At 65.9% G+C, this 17,702-nt stretch carries 24 protein-coding genes and 1 pseudogene; 12 read left to right on the top strand and 13 right to left on the bottom strand.

Annotation, left to right across the window (positions count from 1 at the left end):
* Together RXV90_RS00995 and dusB are read right to left on the bottom strand one after the other, a co-directional pair.
* Positions 1–1,086: a two-component system sensor histidine kinase NtrB gene (locus RXV90_RS00995; protein WP_316646361.1), complete on the bottom strand. Its 1,086-nt coding sequence runs from the start codon at positions 1,084–1,086 to the stop codon at positions 1–3.
* The gene (gene dusB / locus RXV90_RS01000; RefSeq protein ID WP_410482332.1) at positions 1,083–2,006 is read right to left on the bottom strand and encodes a tRNA dihydrouridine synthase DusB; all 924 of its coding nucleotides are present in this window, start codon (positions 2,004–2,006) and stop codon (positions 1,083–1,085) included. The genes RXV90_RS00995 and dusB overlap by 4 nt, the downstream gene beginning before the upstream one ends.
* 262 nt (positions 2,007–2,268) lie before the next feature.
* Here dusB and ispF point away from each other — a divergent pair.
* The 3 genes and pseudogenes from ispF to RXV90_RS01015 form a co-directional block, all read left to right on the top strand.
* A pseudogene (gene ispF / locus RXV90_RS01005) lies at positions 2,269–2,751 on the top strand (2-C-methyl-D-erythritol 2,4-cyclodiphosphate synthase); the annotation flags it as partial.
* A 2-nt stretch (positions 2,752–2,753) separates the two neighbouring features.
* Positions 2,754–3,248 (top strand): phosphatidylglycerophosphatase A family protein, encoded by a 495-nt coding sequence (locus tag RXV90_RS01010; protein WP_316646363.1) that lies wholly within the window; start codon positions 2,754–2,756, stop codon positions 3,246–3,248.
* Positions 3,245–3,721: a CinA family protein gene (locus RXV90_RS01015; RefSeq protein WP_316646364.1), complete on the top strand. Its 477-nt coding sequence runs from the start codon at positions 3,245–3,247 to the stop codon at positions 3,719–3,721. Before RXV90_RS01010 ends, RXV90_RS01015 begins: the two co-directional genes overlap by 4 nt.
* Positions 3,722–3,756: 35 nt before the next feature.
* Here RXV90_RS01015 and RXV90_RS01020 read toward each other — a convergent pair whose 3' ends face one another.
* Positions 3,757–4,200, bottom strand: a complete 444-nt coding sequence (locus tag RXV90_RS01020; protein ID WP_316646365.1) for a type II toxin-antitoxin system RatA family toxin — start codon at positions 4,198–4,200, stop codon at positions 3,757–3,759.
* A 97-nt stretch (positions 4,201–4,297) separates the two neighbouring features.
* Here RXV90_RS01020 and hpt point away from each other — a divergent pair, with 97 nt between their 5' ends.
* Positions 4,298–4,804 (top strand): hypoxanthine phosphoribosyltransferase, encoded by a 507-nt coding sequence (gene hpt, locus RXV90_RS01025; RefSeq protein ID WP_316646764.1) that lies wholly within the window; start codon positions 4,298–4,300, stop codon positions 4,802–4,804.
* A gap of 6 nt (positions 4,805–4,810) precedes the next feature.
* On the opposite strand, the gene bfr is transcribed toward hpt, so the two are convergent.
* Positions 4,811–5,296 (bottom strand): bacterioferritin, encoded by a 486-nt coding sequence (gene bfr / locus RXV90_RS01030; RefSeq protein WP_316646366.1) that lies wholly within the window; start codon positions 5,294–5,296, stop codon positions 4,811–4,813.
* Positions 5,293–5,538 carry a (2Fe-2S)-binding protein gene (locus RXV90_RS01035; protein WP_316646367.1) on the bottom strand — a complete coding sequence of 82 codons (246 nt, stop codon included), beginning with the start codon at positions 5,536–5,538 and terminating at the stop codon, positions 5,293–5,295. Before RXV90_RS01035 ends, bfr begins: the two co-directional genes overlap by 4 nt.
* 246 nt (positions 5,539–5,784) lie before the next feature.
* On the opposite strand from RXV90_RS01035, the gene RXV90_RS01040 reads away from it, so the two are divergent.
* Both RXV90_RS01040 and RXV90_RS01045 read left to right on the top strand, forming a co-directional pair.
* Positions 5,785–6,357, top strand: coding sequence for a L,D-transpeptidase (locus RXV90_RS01040; protein ID WP_316646368.1), 573 nt, complete (start codon positions 5,785–5,787; stop codon positions 6,355–6,357).
* 102 nt (positions 6,358–6,459) lie between these two features.
* The gene (locus tag RXV90_RS01045; RefSeq protein ID WP_316646369.1) at positions 6,460–7,440 is read left to right on the top strand and encodes a hypothetical protein; all 981 of its coding nucleotides are present in this window, start codon (positions 6,460–6,462) and stop codon (positions 7,438–7,440) included.
* 5 nt (positions 7,441–7,445) lie between these two features.
* Here RXV90_RS01045 and RXV90_RS01050 read toward each other — a convergent pair whose 3' ends face one another.
* The 3 genes from RXV90_RS01050 to RXV90_RS01060 form a co-directional block, all read right to left on the bottom strand.
* The gene (locus RXV90_RS01050) at positions 7,446–8,030 is read right to left on the bottom strand and encodes an HNH endonuclease (protein ID WP_316646370.1); all 585 of its coding nucleotides are present in this window, start codon (positions 8,028–8,030) and stop codon (positions 7,446–7,448) included.
* A 193-nt stretch (positions 8,031–8,223) separates the two neighbouring features.
* Complete coding sequence (locus RXV90_RS01055; RefSeq protein ID WP_316646371.1) at positions 8,224–9,075, bottom strand: TauD/TfdA dioxygenase family protein; 852 nt, start codon at positions 9,073–9,075, stop codon at positions 8,224–8,226.
* Positions 9,076–9,109: 34 nt separating this feature from the next.
* Positions 9,110–9,775, bottom strand: coding sequence for an alpha/beta hydrolase (locus RXV90_RS01060; protein WP_316646372.1), 666 nt, complete (start codon positions 9,773–9,775; stop codon positions 9,110–9,112).
* A 157-nt stretch (positions 9,776–9,932) separates the two neighbouring features.
* Here RXV90_RS01060 and RXV90_RS01065 point away from each other — a divergent pair, with 157 nt between their 5' ends.
* Entirely contained in the window at positions 9,933–10,340 is a 408-nt protein-coding gene (locus RXV90_RS01065) for a hypothetical protein (RefSeq protein WP_316646373.1), read from the top strand.
* Between the two features lie 440 nt (positions 10,341–10,780).
* Here the strand turns inward: RXV90_RS01065 and RXV90_RS01070 are convergent, their stop codons facing one another.
* Genes RXV90_RS01070 through RXV90_RS01080 form a run of 3 tightly spaced genes read right to left on the bottom strand, consistent with a single transcriptional unit; the run spans position 10,781 to position 12,457 of the window.
* A complete protein-coding gene (locus RXV90_RS01070) occupies positions 10,781–11,077 on the bottom strand; it encodes a hypothetical protein (RefSeq protein ID WP_316646374.1) in 297 nt (98 codons plus the stop codon).
* 1 nt (position 11,078) lies between these two features.
* Positions 11,079–11,711: a DNA-3-methyladenine glycosylase family protein gene (locus tag RXV90_RS01075; RefSeq protein ID WP_316646375.1), complete on the bottom strand. Its 633-nt coding sequence runs from the start codon at positions 11,709–11,711 to the stop codon at positions 11,079–11,081.
* Positions 11,712–11,722: 11 nt separating this feature from the next.
* A complete protein-coding gene (locus tag RXV90_RS01080) occupies positions 11,723–12,457 on the bottom strand; it encodes a precorrin-6A/cobalt-precorrin-6A reductase (RefSeq protein WP_316646376.1) in 735 nt (244 codons plus the stop codon).
* A gap of 173 nt (positions 12,458–12,630) precedes the next feature.
* On the opposite strand from RXV90_RS01080, the gene RXV90_RS01085 reads away from it, so the two are divergent.
* Positions 12,631–13,869 carry an MFS transporter gene (locus tag RXV90_RS01085; RefSeq protein ID WP_316646377.1) on the top strand — a complete coding sequence of 413 codons (1,239 nt, stop codon included), beginning with the start codon at positions 12,631–12,633 and terminating at the stop codon, positions 13,867–13,869.
* A 3-nt stretch (positions 13,870–13,872) separates the two neighbouring features.
* Here the strand turns inward: RXV90_RS01085 and ypfJ are convergent, their stop codons facing one another.
* Entirely contained in the window at positions 13,873–14,739 is an 867-nt protein-coding gene (ypfJ, locus tag RXV90_RS01090; RefSeq protein WP_316646378.1) for a KPN_02809 family neutral zinc metallopeptidase, read from the bottom strand.
* An 81-nt stretch (positions 14,740–14,820) separates the two neighbouring features.
* Between ypfJ and RXV90_RS01095 the strand changes: the two genes are divergently transcribed.
* From RXV90_RS01095 to RXV90_RS01110, 4 genes are all read left to right on the top strand, one after another.
* Complete coding sequence (locus RXV90_RS01095) at positions 14,821–15,399, top strand: YqaA family protein (RefSeq protein WP_316646379.1); 579 nt, start codon at positions 14,821–14,823, stop codon at positions 15,397–15,399.
* Positions 15,396–15,860, top strand: coding sequence for a disulfide bond formation protein B (locus tag RXV90_RS01100; protein WP_316646380.1), 465 nt, complete (start codon positions 15,396–15,398; stop codon positions 15,858–15,860). Before RXV90_RS01095 ends, RXV90_RS01100 begins: the two co-directional genes overlap by 4 nt.
* Before the next feature lie 67 nt (positions 15,861–15,927).
* Positions 15,928–16,779, top strand: a complete 852-nt coding sequence (locus RXV90_RS01105; protein ID WP_316646381.1) for an excalibur calcium-binding domain-containing protein — start codon at positions 15,928–15,930, stop codon at positions 16,777–16,779.
* A gap of 55 nt (positions 16,780–16,834) precedes the next feature.
* Positions 16,835–17,338 (top strand): hypothetical protein, encoded by a 504-nt coding sequence (locus RXV90_RS01110; protein ID WP_316646382.1) that lies wholly within the window; start codon positions 16,835–16,837, stop codon positions 17,336–17,338.
* On the opposite strand, the gene RXV90_RS01115 is transcribed toward RXV90_RS01110, so the two are convergent.
* Entirely contained in the window at positions 17,325–17,594 is a 270-nt protein-coding gene (locus RXV90_RS01115) for an usg protein (RefSeq protein ID WP_316646383.1), read from the bottom strand. The two genes, RXV90_RS01110 and RXV90_RS01115, sit on opposite strands and share 14 nt — an antisense overlap.
* Between the last annotated feature and the right edge of the window lie 108 nt (positions 17,595–17,702).

Raw genomic sequence — 17,702 nt, forward strand, 5'->3', positions numbered from 1 at the left:
TCAGTCTTCCTCGTTCACAGTCTCTTTGGGTGCCAGCGGCAGGGACACCCGGAACACCGTCCGCCCCGGGACGCTGTCCACTGAAATCCACCCGTCATGGTCGGCGATGATCTTCGACACGAGCGCGAGGCCGAGCCCGGTGCCGTTCTCGCGCCCCGAGACGAAGGGTTCGAACACGTTGCTTGCGATCTCGGGCGGGAGGCCGGGGCCGTCGTCGATCACCTCGACATGGAGCGGCAGGGCCGCCGTGCCATCCTTCCGCCGAAGCCGCAGGGAGGTTTCATAGAAGGTGCGGATGCGGATTTCGCCGCCTTCCTTGCCCGCCGCTTCGGCCGCGTTCTTCATCAGGTTCTGGAAGACCTGGAGAAGCTGATCACCATCGACCCAGGTGGGCGGCAGCGAAGGATCGTATTCCTCGACGATCTTCATGTTGGCGGCAAAGCCGATCGATGCCGTCTTGCGGGCGCGTTCGAGCAGGTCGTGGACGTTCCAGGCCCGGCAGGCGGGCGGGCGCAGGTTGCCGAACTGTTCGACCTGTTCAAGGAGCGCGAGGATACGGCGGGCCTCGGCGACGATGAGATCGGTCATCTCCTGGTCTTCGCCGCCGAGGTTCATCGACAGAAGCTGTGCCGCGCCGGTGATACCGGCGAGCGGGTTCTTGATCTCGTGGGCCAGCATCTCGGCCATGCCGATCGCCGATTTCGCAGCCGATTTCGCGGATTGGGCCCGGCCCAGGCGATCGGCGAGCTGGCGCGGCTCCATCAAAATCAGGACGAAGCCCGGCATGGCGTTCATCGGCGCGATCTGGACGTTGCATTGCTGGGGCTTCAGATCGCCCGTGCCCACATCGACATCGTTGATCGAGAGCGAGGCCTGATCGGAGCGGACGCGGCGGAAGGCATCGTCGAGCGGCGCATCGATCATCAGCTTGTCGAAGACGGGCGCGCCGCGGAGCGAGCGGGCGGAGGCGTTGAGGAAGCTTTCGGCGGCCGGGTTGACCTCGGCGATCACGTCGCCCGGATCGAGGAGGAACGCGGGAACGGGAAGGGATGTCCAGATCGCTTCACCGAAGACGACGGGCTTCATGCGAGCGCCTCCTCTGCCGCGAGGGCATCGGGCAGGAGTGCCAGCACCGCCTCGGGCCGGGTTTCGGTGAGGACGCGGCGGCGGAGGGCGGCGGGGGTGCCCGCCGTATCCATGTACCAGCCCAGATGCTTGCGGATGACGCGGGCGCCCAGAGCCTCGCCGTAAAACGACAGCGTATCCTCGTAATGCTCGGCGACGAGGGCGGCGAGCGCCCTGCCCCGCGGCGCCGCGGGCACGGGAGCGCCGGCAAGCGCGGCGGTGATCTGGGACAGAAGCCAGGGCTTTCCCTGCGCGCCGCGGCCGATCATCACCCCGTCGGCGCCCGAGGCCGCAAGCGCCTGGCGCGCCGTGCGGGCATCGGTGATGTCGCCATTGGCGATGACGGGCACGGGCACCGCATCCCTCACCGCGCGGATTGCCGCCCAGTCTGCCCGGCCCTTGTAGAACTGGCAGCGGGTGCGGCCATGGATCGTGACCATGGCAACCCCTGCCTCCGCCGCGCGGCGGGCGAGCCCCGGGGCCACGCGATCGGCATCCCAGCCGAGCCGGGTTTTCAGCGTCACCGGGACGGAGACCGCGCCCACCACCGCCTCGATCAGCCTGAGCGCGTGGTCGGGCGTCTTCAGGAGCGCCGAGCCCGAGAGGCCGCCCGTCACCCTTTTCGCCGGGCAGCCCATGTTGATGTCGATGATGCGGGCCCCGTTCGCCTCGACCATGCGGGCGGCTTCGGCCATCCAGTGCGCGTCGCGCCCGGCAAGCTGCACGGCCGTGTTTTCCTGCCCGAAGCCCAGTTCGGCCCGTTCGCGCATACCGGGCCTGGCCTGAACCATTTCCTGGCTCGCGACCATCTCGCTGACCACGAGCCCGGCGCCGAAGCGGGAGACAAGGCGACGGAACGGCAGATCGGTGATCCCGGCCATCGGGGCGAGGAAAACCGGGCTGACGCTTTCGCTGATTGCCGCTCCGCTGAACAAATGCTTAATCCTTGTGCACACGTGACTGACCTAGGCCAGTCCTTTGAGAATGGCAAATTTCCGGCCCCGCCCGGCCCCCGTGATTATGCTGTCTGCCTAAATTTTAGGCGACAAATCCCAAAAAGTGGACCCCATTGTCAGGCTGGCGTGCATGCCATAGACGAAACGGTGGAAGATCGGCGGACCGGACCAGATGACAGAGAACGCGTTCGACATCCGACTGGGCAACGGCTTTGACGTGCACCGCTTCGGCGCGGGGGGCGCGGTGATCCTGTGCGGAATCGAAGTGCCCTTCGAGCGCGGGCTTCAGGGCCATTCGGATGCCGATGTGGGCCTGCATGCGATCACCGATGCGATCTATGGCGCGCTGGGCGATGGCGATATCGGGAGGCACTTCCCGCCAAGCGAGCCGGAGTGGAAGGGCGCGGACAGCGCGGTATTCCTGGAGCATGCGGCGGGGCGCGCGGCGGAGGCGGGTTATCGGATCGCGAATGTGGATTGCACGCTGATCTGCGAGCGGCCGAAGATCGGGCCCCATGCCGGCGCGATGATCGCGCGGGTGGCGGAGATCCTGGGCATCGCGGAGAGCCGCGTGTCGGTGAAAGCCACGACCTCGGAACGGCTGGGCTTCACCGGGCGCGAGGAAGGGATTGCGGCGCTGGCGACAGCGGCGCTTGTCAGGGGCGGCTGAACATGGTGGCACGGCTGATCGCGACATGGTTTTACGTGGGCTACCTGAGGCCCGCGCCGGGCACCTGGGGATCGGTGGCCGCCGTTTTGCTGGCCTGGCCCATTCATGTGATTGCGGGGCCCCTGGGGCTTGTCGTGGCGGCACTCGCGGCTTTCGGTCTCGGGCTTTGGGCCACGCGGGATTACATGGCGGCGACAGGGACGCACGACCCGTCGGAGGTTGTGGTGGACGAGGTGGCGGGCCAGTGGATCGCGCTTCTGCCCGTCAGCATCGGGGCGGCCCATGCCGGGGCCGATCTTGCCGCGCTCTGGCCCGGCGTACTGACCGCGTTTCTGGCTTTCCGGCTTCTCGATATCGCGAAACCCGGGCCGATCGGCTGGGCGGACCGGATGGAGGGCCCGATGGGCGTGATGCTGGACGACGTGATCGCGGGCTGGATCGCGACGCTGTTCGTGGTGGTCTTCGCCTTCGTTTACCACGGGATGCTGGGATTGTGACCGGGCCCGCCGAGGTGCTGGACGCCGCGCGGGCCCACGGGATGACGATCGCGACGGCGGAGAGCTGCACCGGAGGGATGATCGCCGCGCGACTGACGGATATCGCGGGATCGTCGGATGTGGTGGACCGGGGGTTCGTGACCTATTCCAACGCGGCCAAGGTGGAGATGCTGGGCGTGTCGGAGGTGACGCTTGCGGCCCATGGCGCGGTATCCGAGGAGGTTGCGCGCGAGATGGCCGAGGGGGCGCTCAGACACTCGCGCGCGGATCTGGCCATCGCGGTGACGGGGATCGCGGGGCCCGGCGGATCGGAGCACAAGCCCGAGGGCCGGGTCTGTTTCGGGCTGGCGGCGAAGGGGCACGCGACGGACCTCGACACCGTGGAGTTCGGGGCGATCGGGCGGGCCCGGGTGCGGGAGGCGTCGGTGCGCCATGCGCTGGGGCTGCTGATGGGGGCGATCCTGAGAGGGTGAGGCGCCGCCGTCCATGCCGGGACGTCGGGCGCGGTCTAGCCGTAAAGCTCTTTCGCGCGGCGTTCGAAGGCGCGGACGATACGTTGCATCGCATCGTTGAACACGACCCCGATCACCGATTGCAGGATCGCGTTGCGGAATTCGAAATCGACGTGGAAATCGACCTCGCATCCCCCCTCGGCCTCCCGGAAGGCCCAGGTGGAAACCATCTTTCGGAAAGGCCCGTCGATATAGCGGGTGTCGATCCGGCGGGCGGCCTTGTCGAGCGTCACCTCGGAGGTGAAGCGTTCGCGGAATACCTTGAAGGAGATCACGAGATCGGCCGTCATCACCTCCACCTTCCCTTTCGGAACGACAGAGCGGATGCGGGCGGCGGCGCACCACGGCAGGAATTCGGGATAGTGCTTCACGTCGGCGACGAGGGCGTACATCTGATCGGCACTGTAGGGGAGCGTGCGGGTTTCTGAGTGCGTGGGCATTGCGGATCGGCATTTGTGACTTTCACGGGATTTCGTAAGGTGCCGGCGGAAGTCAAGGAAGAGGGGCACCGTGACGCAACCCTATGTGATCGACCGGATGATTTCGGCGAAACGGATCGACGCGCGGATCGAAGAACTGGCGCGCGAGATCAAGGCGGCCTTCGAGGGCACGGAAAAACTTGTGGTGGTGGGGCTTCTGAGGGGCTCTTTCGTGTTCATCGCCGATCTGGTGCGGGAACTCGACATGCCCGTGGAGGTCGATTTCCTGGAAGTCTCGTCTTACGGGGACAGCATGGAAAGTTCGCGCGAGGTGCGGGTGCTGAAGGATCTGAGGGGCGAGATCGCGGGGCGCGACGTGCTGGTCGTCGAGGATATCGTGGATACCGGGCACACGCTGTCGCATGTGGTGAAGTTCCTGAAGAACCGGGGGCCGAGAAAGCTTGAGACCATCGCGCTTCTCGACAAGCCGTCGCGCCGGGAAGTGGAGATCAAGGCGTCCTGGACCGGTTTCGAGATCCCCGACGAGTTCGTCGTGGGCTATGGGATCGACTATGCCCAGAGGGACCGGAACCTTCCCTATATCGGGAAGGTCCGTTTCGTGTGAGGCGGGTTATTCGGCCTCGTCCATCCTGGTGGCGTTGAGCTGTTCGTAGCGTTCGCCGCCCAGACGGTTGTAGAGATCGAGCTGGGTTTCGAGGAAATCGATATGGCCTTCCTCGTCGGCCATCAGATCCTCGAACAGGGCCATTGAGACGTAATCGCCCGCATCGCGGCAGACGTCGCGCGCTTCCTTGTAAAGCGCGCGGGCGTCGATTTCGGCCGCGAGATCGCATTCGAGCGTTTCCTTCGCGGTCTGGCCGATGCGCAGGGGATCGAGCTTTTGCAGGTTCGGGTGGCCTTCGAGGAAGATGATCCGCTCGATCAGCTTGTCGGCGTGCTGCATCTCTTCGATGCTTTCCTCGCGGCTTTTCTTCGCCATCGCACCAAGGCCCCAGTCTTCCTGAAGCCGGTAGTGCAGCCAGTACTGGCTGACCGCGGTGAGTTCGTGCCGCAAGGCCCGGTTGAGGTAATCGAGGACTTTGTCGTCGCCTTTCATGGTGTCTTCCCTGTTCTGGCTGTGTGCCGGAGGTTCTGGAGTTCTGCGGGGATTTCGAGGTTCGCGTTCCCGCGCATGGTGGACAGGAACAGCGGCATGCAGCCGCCGCAATCGGCGGATTTGCCCAGCGCGCGGTAGACTTTCCCCGGGGTGATGAGGGTGTCTGGATCGGCCGCGCGCATCCAGTCGATCGCCGCGTGGATGTCGGTGTCGGAAATGTTCGTGCAGTGGCAGACGATCATGCCGGGTTCCGCGCGGGCCTCTGTAATCCGAGTCTTTTAATCAACAAATGCGACAATACCTGACTATTTCACTTTGAAAAGAGGTTTGTCGTGGCCGGACGAATTTTCGCGAGGGCGACGTGCCGTCTTGCACGGTCCCGAAACAGTGATGGGCCCGCATGCGGCGGCGTCTTGCATGCCTGCTTGCAAGACGGCACCCTGCCGGCCGGAGGTCCGGGTTCGGGCAGGAGACACCGAGGTGATTTGATGGACCGGCGCGCGCTGATCCTGTCGGGACTGGCCGCCGCCCTAGCCGGGGCGGGGGGCGCCCATGCGCAGAGCTTCGAGCGGCGGCGCGAGGTGCCTTCGGATCTGCGCCCGCGGATCGTGCGCATCTCTGGCCCAGGCCCCGGGGAAATCCACGTGGTGCCGCGGGATTTCGCGCTTTACTGGACGCTCGGGGACGGGAACGCGATCCGCTATGCCTGCGGGATCGGGCGGCCCGGGCTGTACCAGGCCGGCACGTTCTATGTGGGCGACAAGAGGAAGTGGCCGCGCTGGACGCCGACGCCGGGGATGATCGCGCGGGAGCCCGAGATCTATGCGAAGTGGCGGAACGGGATGCCCGGGGGGCCCGGCAACCCGCTTGGGGCGCGGGCGCTGTATCTGTACCGGCCGGGCGGCGGGGATTCCTTTCTGCGCATCCACGGATCGCCCGATCCGGGCGGGTTGGGACGCGAAGTTTCGAACGGCTGCGCGCGGCTGATGAACGAGCATGTGATCGCGCTTTACGATCAGGTGCCGTTGAGAACGACGGTGGTTCTGCACCCCAAGGGCTGAGGCCGCAGATGGCCCGAAGCCGGGATTCGTGGTAGACTGACACATTGCCGACCTGAGCGGAGGCGCCCCTTCGCCGGGCCATTTCAAGCTTGCAGGTTCGTTATGCGCCATTTGATATTTCCCGCCCTTCTGGGGCTTGCGACCGTATTTTCCGGAACCAGCGCCAGCGCGGAGGAGCACACGGGCCGCTGGCAGGAGACCGGGGAGCGGATCGCAATGCGCGCCCTGCCCCGGAGAACCCCTGCCCTTCCCGGCCGCGCGATACCGGCGCAGGCCGGCTATATCTGCGGGCCCGATCTGACGACCGAGCTTTACGGGCTCCTTGACCAGGTGATCTATGATTTCCGGTATACGCTGATCGTGGACAGCCAGCAGAGGCTGCGGTGCGATGCGCTCGTTGACCTGCGGCCGACGGAACGGGGCAGCACATTGGGCGAGGTGGCGTGGGATCTGAAACCGTTCTTTCCGCCCTACAGGATCGTCGAGATCATCGACTATCACGAATCTCCCCGCCAATGCGCGACGCCCTGGGACCAGAGCGACGGCGCGGCCTTTCCCTGCGGCGGCACGATCGCGTTCGAGGGCGAGTGCGTGCATGCCTCGGTGGCGAACTACATCTTCTGGGGGGTCGCCTTCGAGCTTTGCGGCGAGATCGATGCCGATTACCGGACGGAGATGGCGACGCTGGAATACATCCGCAACAACCTGTTCAAGCGGCTGGGGAACCTTGTTTCGTCGGACGGCGTCCCAGATCAGTGGATCGAGGCCATGACGGAAAGCCAGGACCTGATGATCGATCTAGGCGCCGTCTATGCGGCCTACCGGAGGGCGATGTTCGACATCGAGGATCTGAAGCGCGAGGGGCTTGAGGGGACAGACGACCTGAGGGATGCCGTGGACGTTGCGCGCGATGCGCTGGAGGCGTTCGAGGAGGCGCGGGAGGAATACGTCGCGGACCTGAACGACATCGAGGGGCTGCGGGAGCGGGCCTGCGCCACGACCTGTTCGATTTCGGGGCGGACGATGGATGCGATCCGCGGCAGGCTCGATTACCGGTGGCTCGAGTCGGCGTCGCCGCGCTAGGGCCGCTATTCCTCGAGTTCCGCGTCCCAGTAGAGGAAATCGAGCCAGGTTTCGTGCAGGTGGTTGGGCGGGAACTTCCGCCCCTGGTTGCGCAGCTCCTCCGCCGCCGGGCGGCGGGGGGCGCGGCGGAGCGACATGCCGACCTGGCCCAGGCTTTTCGAGCCCTTGCGCAGGTTGCATTTGGCGCAGGCCGCGACGACGTTTTCCCAGCTTGTGATCCCGCCTCGGGCGCGGGGCACGACGTGATCGAAGGTCAGATCCCCACGCGAGCCGCAATACTGGCAGCAGAAACCATCCCTCAGAAAAAGATTGAAGCGCGTGAAGGCCACGCGCTTCTGGGGTTTGATATAGTCCTTGAGCACAACGACCGAGGGTATTCGGATCTCGGTCGAGGGGCTTCGGACAACTTCGTCATATTCCGCGAGAATTGTCACCCGGTCGAGCCAGGCGGCCTTCACAGCCTCCTGCCAGGGCCAGAGCGAGAGCGGGTAATAGGAGAGCGGGCGGTAATCTGCGTTCAGGACAAGCGCGGGGTTGTGGCGCAAGCTGTTCGGTTCACGTACGAAACTCGTCCTGAATTCTGCGTTCATCTGCGACTCCGTTCCCGCCCTGTCTGCCTCGCTGCCCGGCACCAGAGCGGGACATCCCGCCCCAGCTTAGGCAAACTATATATGGCGTTATCCGCCTGACAACCCCTACAGTTTGTGAGCTGTCCGGGCAGATCCGTTGCATGGGCAGATGACAGGCATGTGACGGGTGTCCACAGAGTTATCCACAAGACGGTCAGGCGGCCCAGTCCGCCATGTCCCGCCCGCCGAAGACCACGCGGCGCATTTCGCGGCGGTGCCCGTGGTAATCGTTGATGGCGTAGTGCTGGGTGGCGTAATTGTCCCAGATCGCCGTCATGCCCGGGTGCCAGCGCAGGCGGAGCGTGTGTTCTGGCAATGTGGCGTGGGCCTGGACCTGGGCGAGGATGGGCTGGCTGGCCTCCTCGCTCATCCCTTCGATGCGAAGGGCGTAGGTGGGGTTGAGGAACAGCCCCTTCCGCCCGGTGACCGGATGGGTCAGGACGGCGGGGTGCCAGCGTTCGCGGTCGGCATCGGGATCGCCGCGTTTCGTGCTGCGCTTCATGGCCTGTTCTTCGAGGGGTGGCGCCCAGCGAATGCCGTAGGGCTTGCCCACATGGGCGACGCGCGCCCCGTCGAGAAGGGATTTCAGGGGATCGGGCAGAGTTTCCCACGCCGCCTGCTGGCTGGCGAACATCGTGTCGCCGCCCTGGGGCGGGATATCTATGCCATGGAGGACGGAGCCGCCGGGGGGTGTGTCGAGGAAGGACAGGTCGGTGTGCCAGCCGCCGCCGAAGACGCCGGTGCGTTCATGGGCTTCCTTGACGACATGGGTCATCTCGGGCGCCTCGGGCGGGCCCGGGGCGTAGGGGTTCACCTCCGCCGGGCCGAAGACGCGGGCGAGGCGGCGCTGGGCCTCGACCGTCAGCGGCTGATCGGGGATGACGATGACGAGATGGTCGGCCAGCGCCTGACGGAGGGCTGCGGCGAGATCGTCGGAGATCGGCCCGGTGACGTCGAGCCCGGTGAGTTCGGCGCCGAAGGCGCCGGTGATTCTGCGGATGTCCATGGGGCGAGTGTAGGCCCCCTGCCCCGGGATGTGATCAGCCGATGCCGAGCTTGTCGCGCATGAAGGCGAGCGCGACGGAGAGCCCGTCGGGCGCGATGCCGTGGCCGGTGCCCTTCATGACATGGGCGTAGACCTCGAAATCAGCGGCGGTGAGCGCCTGGCCCGCCTCGTGCATCGAGGCGAAGGGGACGACATCGTCGGCATCGCCGTGGATCAGCATGATCGGCGGGCGGGAGACGGTTTCGGCGGCAAGCGCCTCGGGCACGAGGAGGCGGCCAGAGATGCCGACGACGCCGCCCACGGGCGCGCGCCGGCGGGGGGCGACGTGGAGCGAGATCATGCAGCCCTGACTGAACCCGAAGAGGATCAGCCGGTCGGGCGAGAGGGAAAGCTCGGCCAGCAGCCCGTCGAGCATCGCGTTCACATCGGTGATGGAGGCCTGCATGGCGGCGGAGGCCTGTTCCTCGCTCGAGCCATCGAGCCAGGGAATGGGCGACCACTGGAAGCCCATCGGGTTGTTGGTGCAGGGATCGGGGGCGTCGGGGGCGACGAAGGCCGTATCGGGCATGTGCGGGCCCAGGGGATCGGCGAGCCCCAGAAGATCGCGCCCGTCGGCGCCGTAGCCATGCAGGAAGACGACGAGCGATGTGGCCGTGCCGGAGGCCGCGTCGCGGCGGTGAAGGGTGAGTTCGCGCGTCATGGGGTGCCTTTCGGGTTCCGGGTGCCCCCGGGTGTAGGCGGTGGGAGGATGGGGTGCAATGGCGGGAGAGGGATTGCGCGCGGCAGGTGATGTGCGCTGCCTGAGACGGCGCGGCCTGCCTAAGGTTTCAGCCGTATCGCCTTCTGGAGCCGCATCGTTGGACTGTCGCGCCGCCCGCCTCGCGTGTCTTGTGAGTTTCCGGTCGGCGGTTCTGCTTGTCTGCCTGCAGGTCGCCTATGCGGTGATGCTGACATCGGGATTGCTGGCGCGGGTGGCACCGGACAGGCCCATAGGCGATCCCTATTTCACGCGCATGGAGGGCCTTGTTCTTGCGATCATGCCGGCCATGATCTGCTTTGCGGCGGGTGTTCATGCGCTGACGGAGCCGCAGCGCAGGGTGTTTTCGCTGGCCGCGCTTGTCTTCCTTGCCGTCGCAACCGCAATCACCTTGTCCGAGCATGGTGCGATCCTGTTCCTGAGCCGGGACCCGGCCTTTGCGGGGGTGGCACATGTCTTTGCGTTCGAGTGGCCCTCGGTCGTCTATCTGCTGGACGTGCTGGCCTAGTATTTCTTCTTTGGCCTCTTCGCGCTCTCGCTTGCCCTGTCATTCGGGCGACATGGGCCTGCGGAATGTCGGGATCCCGGGCTATGTGGGCGTGTTCACCGTTGCGGTGGCGCTTGTTGCGTGGCGCATCGGGGGCCGGTTGCGACAATCGGCACACTCGCCGGGATCGGCTGGATAGATCCTCAGGGCGCCGGGGGCGTGAGGGCAGCGCGGTAATCCTCGATCCAGCGGCGTTCGCACCAGGCGTTTTCGCCGTTGCGCGCGATCTCTTCCAATTCGCGTTCCGGGGTGAGGCCGCGGGACCACGGGAGAATGCGGGTTTCGGCGATCTCGCGCAGCGTGCGCAGCCGGTCTTCGACCTCGCGGGCGGGCGCGGCAGCGAACTCGAGCGTGTCATAGCCGTAGCGGCCCCTGTTCTTCGGACGGTAAGGCTGGTGCCGTCAGCTGTCGCCCGAGAAATCGTAGAAGGTGAGCTTTCTGGGGAAGTCCGACACGTCGAGGGTTTCGAGACCGGGATCGTCGCTTCGGACCGGGCGCAGGACGCTGTGGCGAAACACGATCACCGTGCGGATCGTCCCCGGGCGGGCGAAGCGGCCGCGGAGCCGGAGGATCCGGAGATCGCGGCCGTCCTCGAGATGCTTCAGGGATTTGCCGCGCCCGACCCGGGCGAAACCGAGAGCCAGGAGCGGATCTTCGAAGACCCGGGTGTAAAGGGCGTTGAAGTCGTGGTTCTTCATCCTAGCGCACCCCCTCCCGCTCCTTAGCGACGCGGTAATAGGTCCAGAGGAGCCGCGCCGCGACGCCGCGCCAGGGGGACCAGGGTTCGGCGAGGGTGCGCAGCGCGCGTTCGCTGGGCCGGGCGTCGAGATCGAAGAGGATGCGGGCGGCTTCCTGGAGCGCGAGATCGCCCGGTGCGAAGACATCCGCGCGGCCGAGAGAGAACATGGCGTAGATCTCTGCCGTCCAGCAGCCGATGCCGGGCACGGCGATCAGGGTTTCGATCACCTCGTCGGTGGGACGGGTGCGGAGATCGGCATAGCGGATGCCCGAGCGGGCGAGTTCGCGGGCATAGCGGATCTTCTGGCGGGAGAGGCCGCAGGCGCGCAGGTCGTCCTCCGAGGCGCGGAGAATCTTGCGCGGGCCGACATGGCCCGCCGCGCGAAGCCGGTTCCAGATCGCATCGGCCGCGGCGACCGAGACCTGCTGGCTGACGATGGCGTCGAGGAGCGCGGCGAAACCATCCTTCCGGAGGCGCAGCGGGAGCGGCCCGGTTTCCTGAAGCGCCCGCGCGAAGCGGGGTTCGCGGGCCGCGAGATAGGCCGCGCCCTCGGCGACGCAGTCATGGGTCTGGATGATACGGCCGATCGTCATGGCCCCGACCCTTACAGCCGACGGCGCACCCAGGCCAGCGCTTCGGAGATTGTGCGGATGCGGGGAACCTCGGGCTGCGGCGGGCGGCGGACCATGCCGACGGGAAGGCCCAGCCGCTGTGCGGCCTCGATCACCGGCATGGAGCCCGTGCCGCCGGAATTGCGCGCGACGATCCAGTTGACGCCGAGGCTGCGAAGCCCCGCGATCTCGTTCGTGACGGGAAGCTGGACGGGGCGATGAATGAAGGCGCCTTCTTCGAAGGGAAAGGGATCACTGCCGCGATCGCGGACGCGGACGAATATCGGGCGCTTGCCGAGGGCGCGGAACGCCTCGAGCCTGCGGCGGCCCGTCATCAGAAGGACGCGAGCCGCGTCGGGGACGTGGCCCGCCGCTTCTTCCTCGGAGTTGAGGAACACCCAGTTGTCGTCGCGCCCCGGCGTCCAGGCCGGGCGGAGGAACTGGACATAGGGCACGCCGAGATCGGCGCAGACCGCCGCGGTGCGCGAGCTGATCGAGACCGCGAAGGGATGGGTGACGTCGAGGACCGCGCCCACGTTTTCGGTCGTCATCCAGTCGTGGAAGCGGTCGACCCCGCCCCAGCCGCCGATCCGCATCGGCACGTTCATCGCAAGCGGGGCCCGGGAAGCGCGTGCCATGGACGCGGTGACAGACACCCGGCCGTCACGCGAAAGCGCGTGGCCGATCTCCACCGATTCCGGCGTTCCTGCCAAAAGCAGCAGGCGCATCGTGTTTCCTCCCGTTCCGCAGGGCTCACTTATCGCAGTTTGCGATCTTCGCGCGCGCAACCCTGGCGGATATTAGCAAGGTTACGCGCACGCATAAAGTTCTCCTCCGTGGCAACACGTCGCGCCCCTCGCCTGTGCTTGTCGCCCCCCGTGCAAGGGCGTAGATCGGGGCAATGGAGGACACTCCCGCAGACAACCGGCGCGCCTATCGCAACATCGCCGTCCTGGTGGCGGCACAGGCGATTCTGGGCAGCCAGATCACCATGAGTTTCGTTGCGGGCGGGCTTGTGGGACAGATCCTGACACCGAACCCCTGCCTCGCCACGCTGCCGATCACGATGATCGTGCTTGGCTCGATGTCGACCGCGCCGTGGCTGTCGCGGGTGATGCAGCGCTGGGGGCGGCGGGCGGGGTTTCTCGCAGGCGCAAGCGGCGGGCTTCTGGGCAGCCTCGTTGCGGTGACAGCGATCGGGATGGAGAGTTTCGGGCTGTTCCTGCTGGGCAGCTATCTGACCGGCATCTACATGTCGGCGCAGGGCTTTTACCGCTTCGCGGCCACCGACACGGCCTCGGCTGACCTGAAGCCCAAGGCGATCAGTTATGTTCTGGCGGGCGGGCTGGTGGCGGCGATCCTTGGCCCGCAGCTGGTGTCCACCCTGACGGCCGGACAGGCCGCGGCGACGGCGGAGCGGTTCATGCCGGTCTATTACGCCGCGATGACGATCAACTTCCTCGGTATGGGGCTGTTCTTCCTGCTGGATATCCCGAGGGTGCCGCCGCCAGCGCCCGGTTCGGATACGGGCCGGTCGGTCAGGGCGCTGATCACCACGCCCGCGATCGCGGTGGCAGTGATCTGCGGGGCGGTGAGCTATGCGCTGATGAACCTCGTGATGACCTCGACCCCGCTTGCCGTGGTTGGCTGTGGCTATGCTGTGGCGGATGCGGCCAACGTGGTGAGCGCCCATGTGCTGGCGATGTTCCTGCCGTCCTTCTTCACCGGGCACCTGATCGCGCGGTTCGGAGCGCGGACGATCGTGGCGACGGGGCTGGTGATCCTGGCAGGATCCGGGCTGGTCGCCTTGCAGGGCGTGGAACTCGGCCATTTCTTCGGCGCGCTGATCCTGCTGGGCTTCGGCTGGAATTTCGGCTTCATCGGGGCGACGGCGTTGCTGACCGAACTGCATTCGCCCCAGGAACGGGGCCGGGTTCAGGGGATGAACGACATGATCGTCTTCGGCAGCGTGAGCTTCGCCTCGCTGATGTCGGGGGGCCTGCTGAACTGTACCGGAAGCACCACGCCCGCGGGCTGGGCGGCGGTGAACATGGCGATGATCCCGTTCCTGGTGCTGGCCGGCGCGGCGCTGATCTGGCTGAGCCTCAGGCCGCAGGCGCCGGAGCGGCGCCCGGGCTGAGCCCTAGAGGCGATCGGTGCCGAAGGTGTCACACTGCCGGATGTCGCCGCTTTCGAACCCGGTAAGGAACCAGCGTACGCGCTGTTCGCTGGTGCCATGGGTGAAGGTGTGGGGGCGCGGCACCTGGCCTGCGTTGCGTTGCAGCGTATCGTCGCCGATCTGGCGGGCGGCGTTGATCGCCTCTTCGATATCGCCGCGTTCGAGCGAGCCGAAGCGGGCCTGCGCCTCGCGCGCCCAGACGCCGGAGAGGCAATCGGCCTGAAGCTCGATCCGGACGCTGATGGCGTTCGACTGCGCCTCGCTGGACTGGGCGCGGATCTGGTTGGCCTGACCGAGAATGCCAAGCTCGTTCTGGACGTGATGGGCGACCTCGTGGGCCACGACATAGGCGGCAGCGAAATCGCCGCGCGCGCCGAGGCGACGCGACATGGTGGTGAAGAAAGCCGTGTCGAGATAGGCCTTTTCATCGAGCGGGCAGTAGAAGGGCCCCGTCGCGCCCGACGCCCCGCCGCAGGGCGAGCGGGTGACGCCCTTGAAGAGAACGAGGGTGACGGGATCATAGCTTTCGCCAAGCTGGCGGCTGAAGATATCGGCCCAGATCTCTTCCGTATCGGCGAGGGTGACGGAGACGAACTGCCCCGCCTCCTGATCGGCCTGGGTGAGTTCGACCTGGCCCGCGGGCACCGCATAAGGATCGCCGCCCGACTGGCCGGTCAGAAGCGGCGTGACATCGATACCGAGAAACCAGCCGATCAGAAGGATCGCGATGAGCCCGAACCCGCCGATTCCGCCCGTCGCGGCCATGCCGCGGCCACCGGCCCGGCGGCGATCTTCGATGTTCCGGCTGCCACGCCGTCCGCGCCATTTCATCAGAGAGCCTCCACCCCACACAACATTCCTTGACCTTAACTCATCTCCGTGACTTTTAGTTCATATAATCGGGCAGATGGCATGATCAGGCGGCTTTACGACTGGACGATTTCGCTTGCGGGCACACGCCACGCAATGTGGGCGCTTGCGATCGTGGCCTTCGTCGAAAGCTCTGTTTTCCCGATTCCGCCCGACCTTCTGATGATCCCAATGATCCTGGCCCGGCCGCGCATGGCGTTTCAGATCGCAGCCCTCGCGACGGTGTGTTCCGTGCTTGGCGGGCTGGCCGGGTACTGGATCGGGGCGCAGGCCTTCGACCAGATCGGGCGGCCCGTGCTCGAATCGCTTGGGAAGGGCGATGCGATGGCCGAGTTCAACCAGAGGTTCAACGATTTCGGCTTCTGGCCGGTATTGATCGCAGGCGTGACACCATTTCCCTATAAAGTGGTCACGATCATGTCGGGGTGGACGGGATTGCCGCTGGGCACTTTCATCGTAACCTCGATCATTGCCCGTGGGCTGAGGTTCTTCGTTGTAGCCGCACTTCTCTGGAAGTTCGGGGAACCGATCCGAGAGTTCATCGAGAAGCGGCTGGGCCTTATGTTCATCCTGTTCATCCTGCTTCTTTTGGCCGGGTTCTATGTTGTGAGGTTCCTGTGACGCGCCGATCGCTGATTCTAATGGCTGCCGGGGGATCGCTTGCGCTGTTGCTGGGCGCGTGGGCGTTCCAGCACATCGGCGGGCTTGCGCCCTGCAAACTGTGTATCTGGCAGCGCTGGCCGCATGGGGCGGCGGTTCTGATCGGCGGCGCGGGGCTTTTCGTGGGCGGCGCGGTGCTTCCCCTGCTGGGCGCGCTTGCGGCGGCGGCGACAGCGGGGGTTGGCGTCTATCACACCGGCGTGGAGCGCGAGTGGTGGGAAGGCCCCACAAGCTGCAGCTCGGGCTCGATCGAGGGGCTGACGCCCGAACAGCTGATGGACCAGATCATGGGCGCCCCGCTTGTGCAGTGCGACCAGGTGGCCTGGGAGATGCTTGGATTGTCCATGGCATCGTGGAATGCCGTTCTGTCTGTGGCCTTCGTCACGCTTTGGCTGGCTGCAGCCGTCAAATCCCGCGCCTGACGCCCGATTTCCGCCACGATTCCCGCCTAGCCATTTTCCGTATCGGATATGGTTATCGGTGAAGCCTGTGACAGATCGTGACGAGACGCCCCCCGACCCGTCGGCGACGGAGCATGAAACCCCTGCGGAACCCGTGCGCAAGCGCACGGCGGAAGACGATGCGCTGTCGCAATCGCTGATCCAGCAATTGATGGCCGCGGAGGCGGAGCGCGCCGAAACCGAAGCGGAAGAGGCCGAAGCGGCACGGATCGCCGAAGAGGCCCGGCTGGCCGAGGAGGCGCGGATCGCCGAGGAGGAGGCGCGCCAGGCCGAGGCGGCCCGGAGCGAGAGGGCGGCGCGCCTGGAAGAAGAAGCGCGGCTTGAGGAAGAGGCGCGGCTTGAGGCGGAGGCGCGGGAGGCCGCGCTGGCGGCCGAAGCCGAAGAGGACATGCCCGATCGCGAAAGCTGTGGGGCCGCGCTGATGGATGCGCTTGATCTCGAGGCGCCGGAAGTGTCGGAGGGCCATGCCCCCGAGGACGCCGTTCCGGCCGATGCGGCCCCGGCGGCGGCGGTTCTGCCGCGTCGGGAGTTCGCAAAGAAGGAAACGCCCGCCCAGCCGCGAAACTGGGACATGCCTGCCGATCACGAAATGAGCCGCAAAAGCCGCCGCGTCTGGCAGGTGGCGATCTATGGCGGGCTGATCGCCGCACCGGCAGCGCTTTTCGCGCTGAGCCCGTTCGGACCGCGCGACACGGTCGGGCACCATGTTTCGGTCATGGGATGCCAGTTCGCCGCGCTCTTCGACATGGAAAACGCCGAGGAAGGCATGCCCGGCTATCACGCGAGCCTCGACGAGGATGGCGACGGCGTGGCCTGCGAAGAGAAGAAAGGCACCAGGATTTCAATGGGTGGTGGCGGGTCCCGCTTCGTCAAGCCGTAGCCCTGGGGGGTGCGGATGACGGTATTTTTCGGGGACGGTTTAGGAGTAGAAGGGTTTGGAACATCAACCAGATTACGCTGGCAGCGCCCTGCCGCGCATCGCAACACTCGACGAATTCAGGCTCGCCCCCCTCGGCCCCGATTGTGTCCAGGAAGATTTCTATGTGGTGGTTGCTTCGGAGGCCGTGCTTGTCGGCGTCTTCGAGGATGACTGGCCGCTTGGCCTGACGCTTCGGAAGAATCGCGGAGACCTTGAGCGCCATGACCGGGAGTTCCGGGAGGGGACCGCGTTTTCATGGGTGATCCGCAACGAGAGCGGCCGGTATCTTGGCTGCGCCTATGTCTATCCCGACAGGTATGGCGACGAGATCGGCCGGATCTTTACCTGGATGCGGGCACGGGCGGATCGTGAAGAGCTTCTTGACCGGTTCAACCGGGTTTTCGAAGCGTGGCTTTTGCCGCAAATGCCGGATGCCCGCGACATGCGCTGGCGGTCGAATTACGACGCCGACCTTGACGCGTGGCGCGACGAGGGTTCGCCCGGGATCAGTGCAGCGTGAACTCTCCGCTGACATGACGCCACTCGCCAGGGGAGATCATCTTCCGGTGGGTGAAGCGGACGGAATGCAGCGGGCCTTCGATCTCGTCCTGCCAGTATTCGATGAAGCGGAAGAGCTTCGGATGATCGGGGGCGAGATCGTATTCCTGCCAGATGAAGGTGTTGAGCACGTTCTGGAAGTCGGGCATGCGGTAAAAGAACTCTGCGGTCGTCAGCCCGTAGCCCGACAGCATCAACTCGGTCTCGGATCTTTCCATGCTAGGCCTCTTCGTTGATTCTTTCTGGAATTGAGCCAACAGAATTGTGGCTTTTCAACGAAAACAAGCTGTTAGCAGTCTCATACCCCGGCTGCTGAGGCCTTTCGC

This window comes from Ovoidimarina sediminis, from assembly GCF_032586175.1.
Lineage (GTDB): Bacteria > Pseudomonadota > Alphaproteobacteria > Rhodobacterales > Rhodobacteraceae > Ovoidimarina > Ovoidimarina sediminis.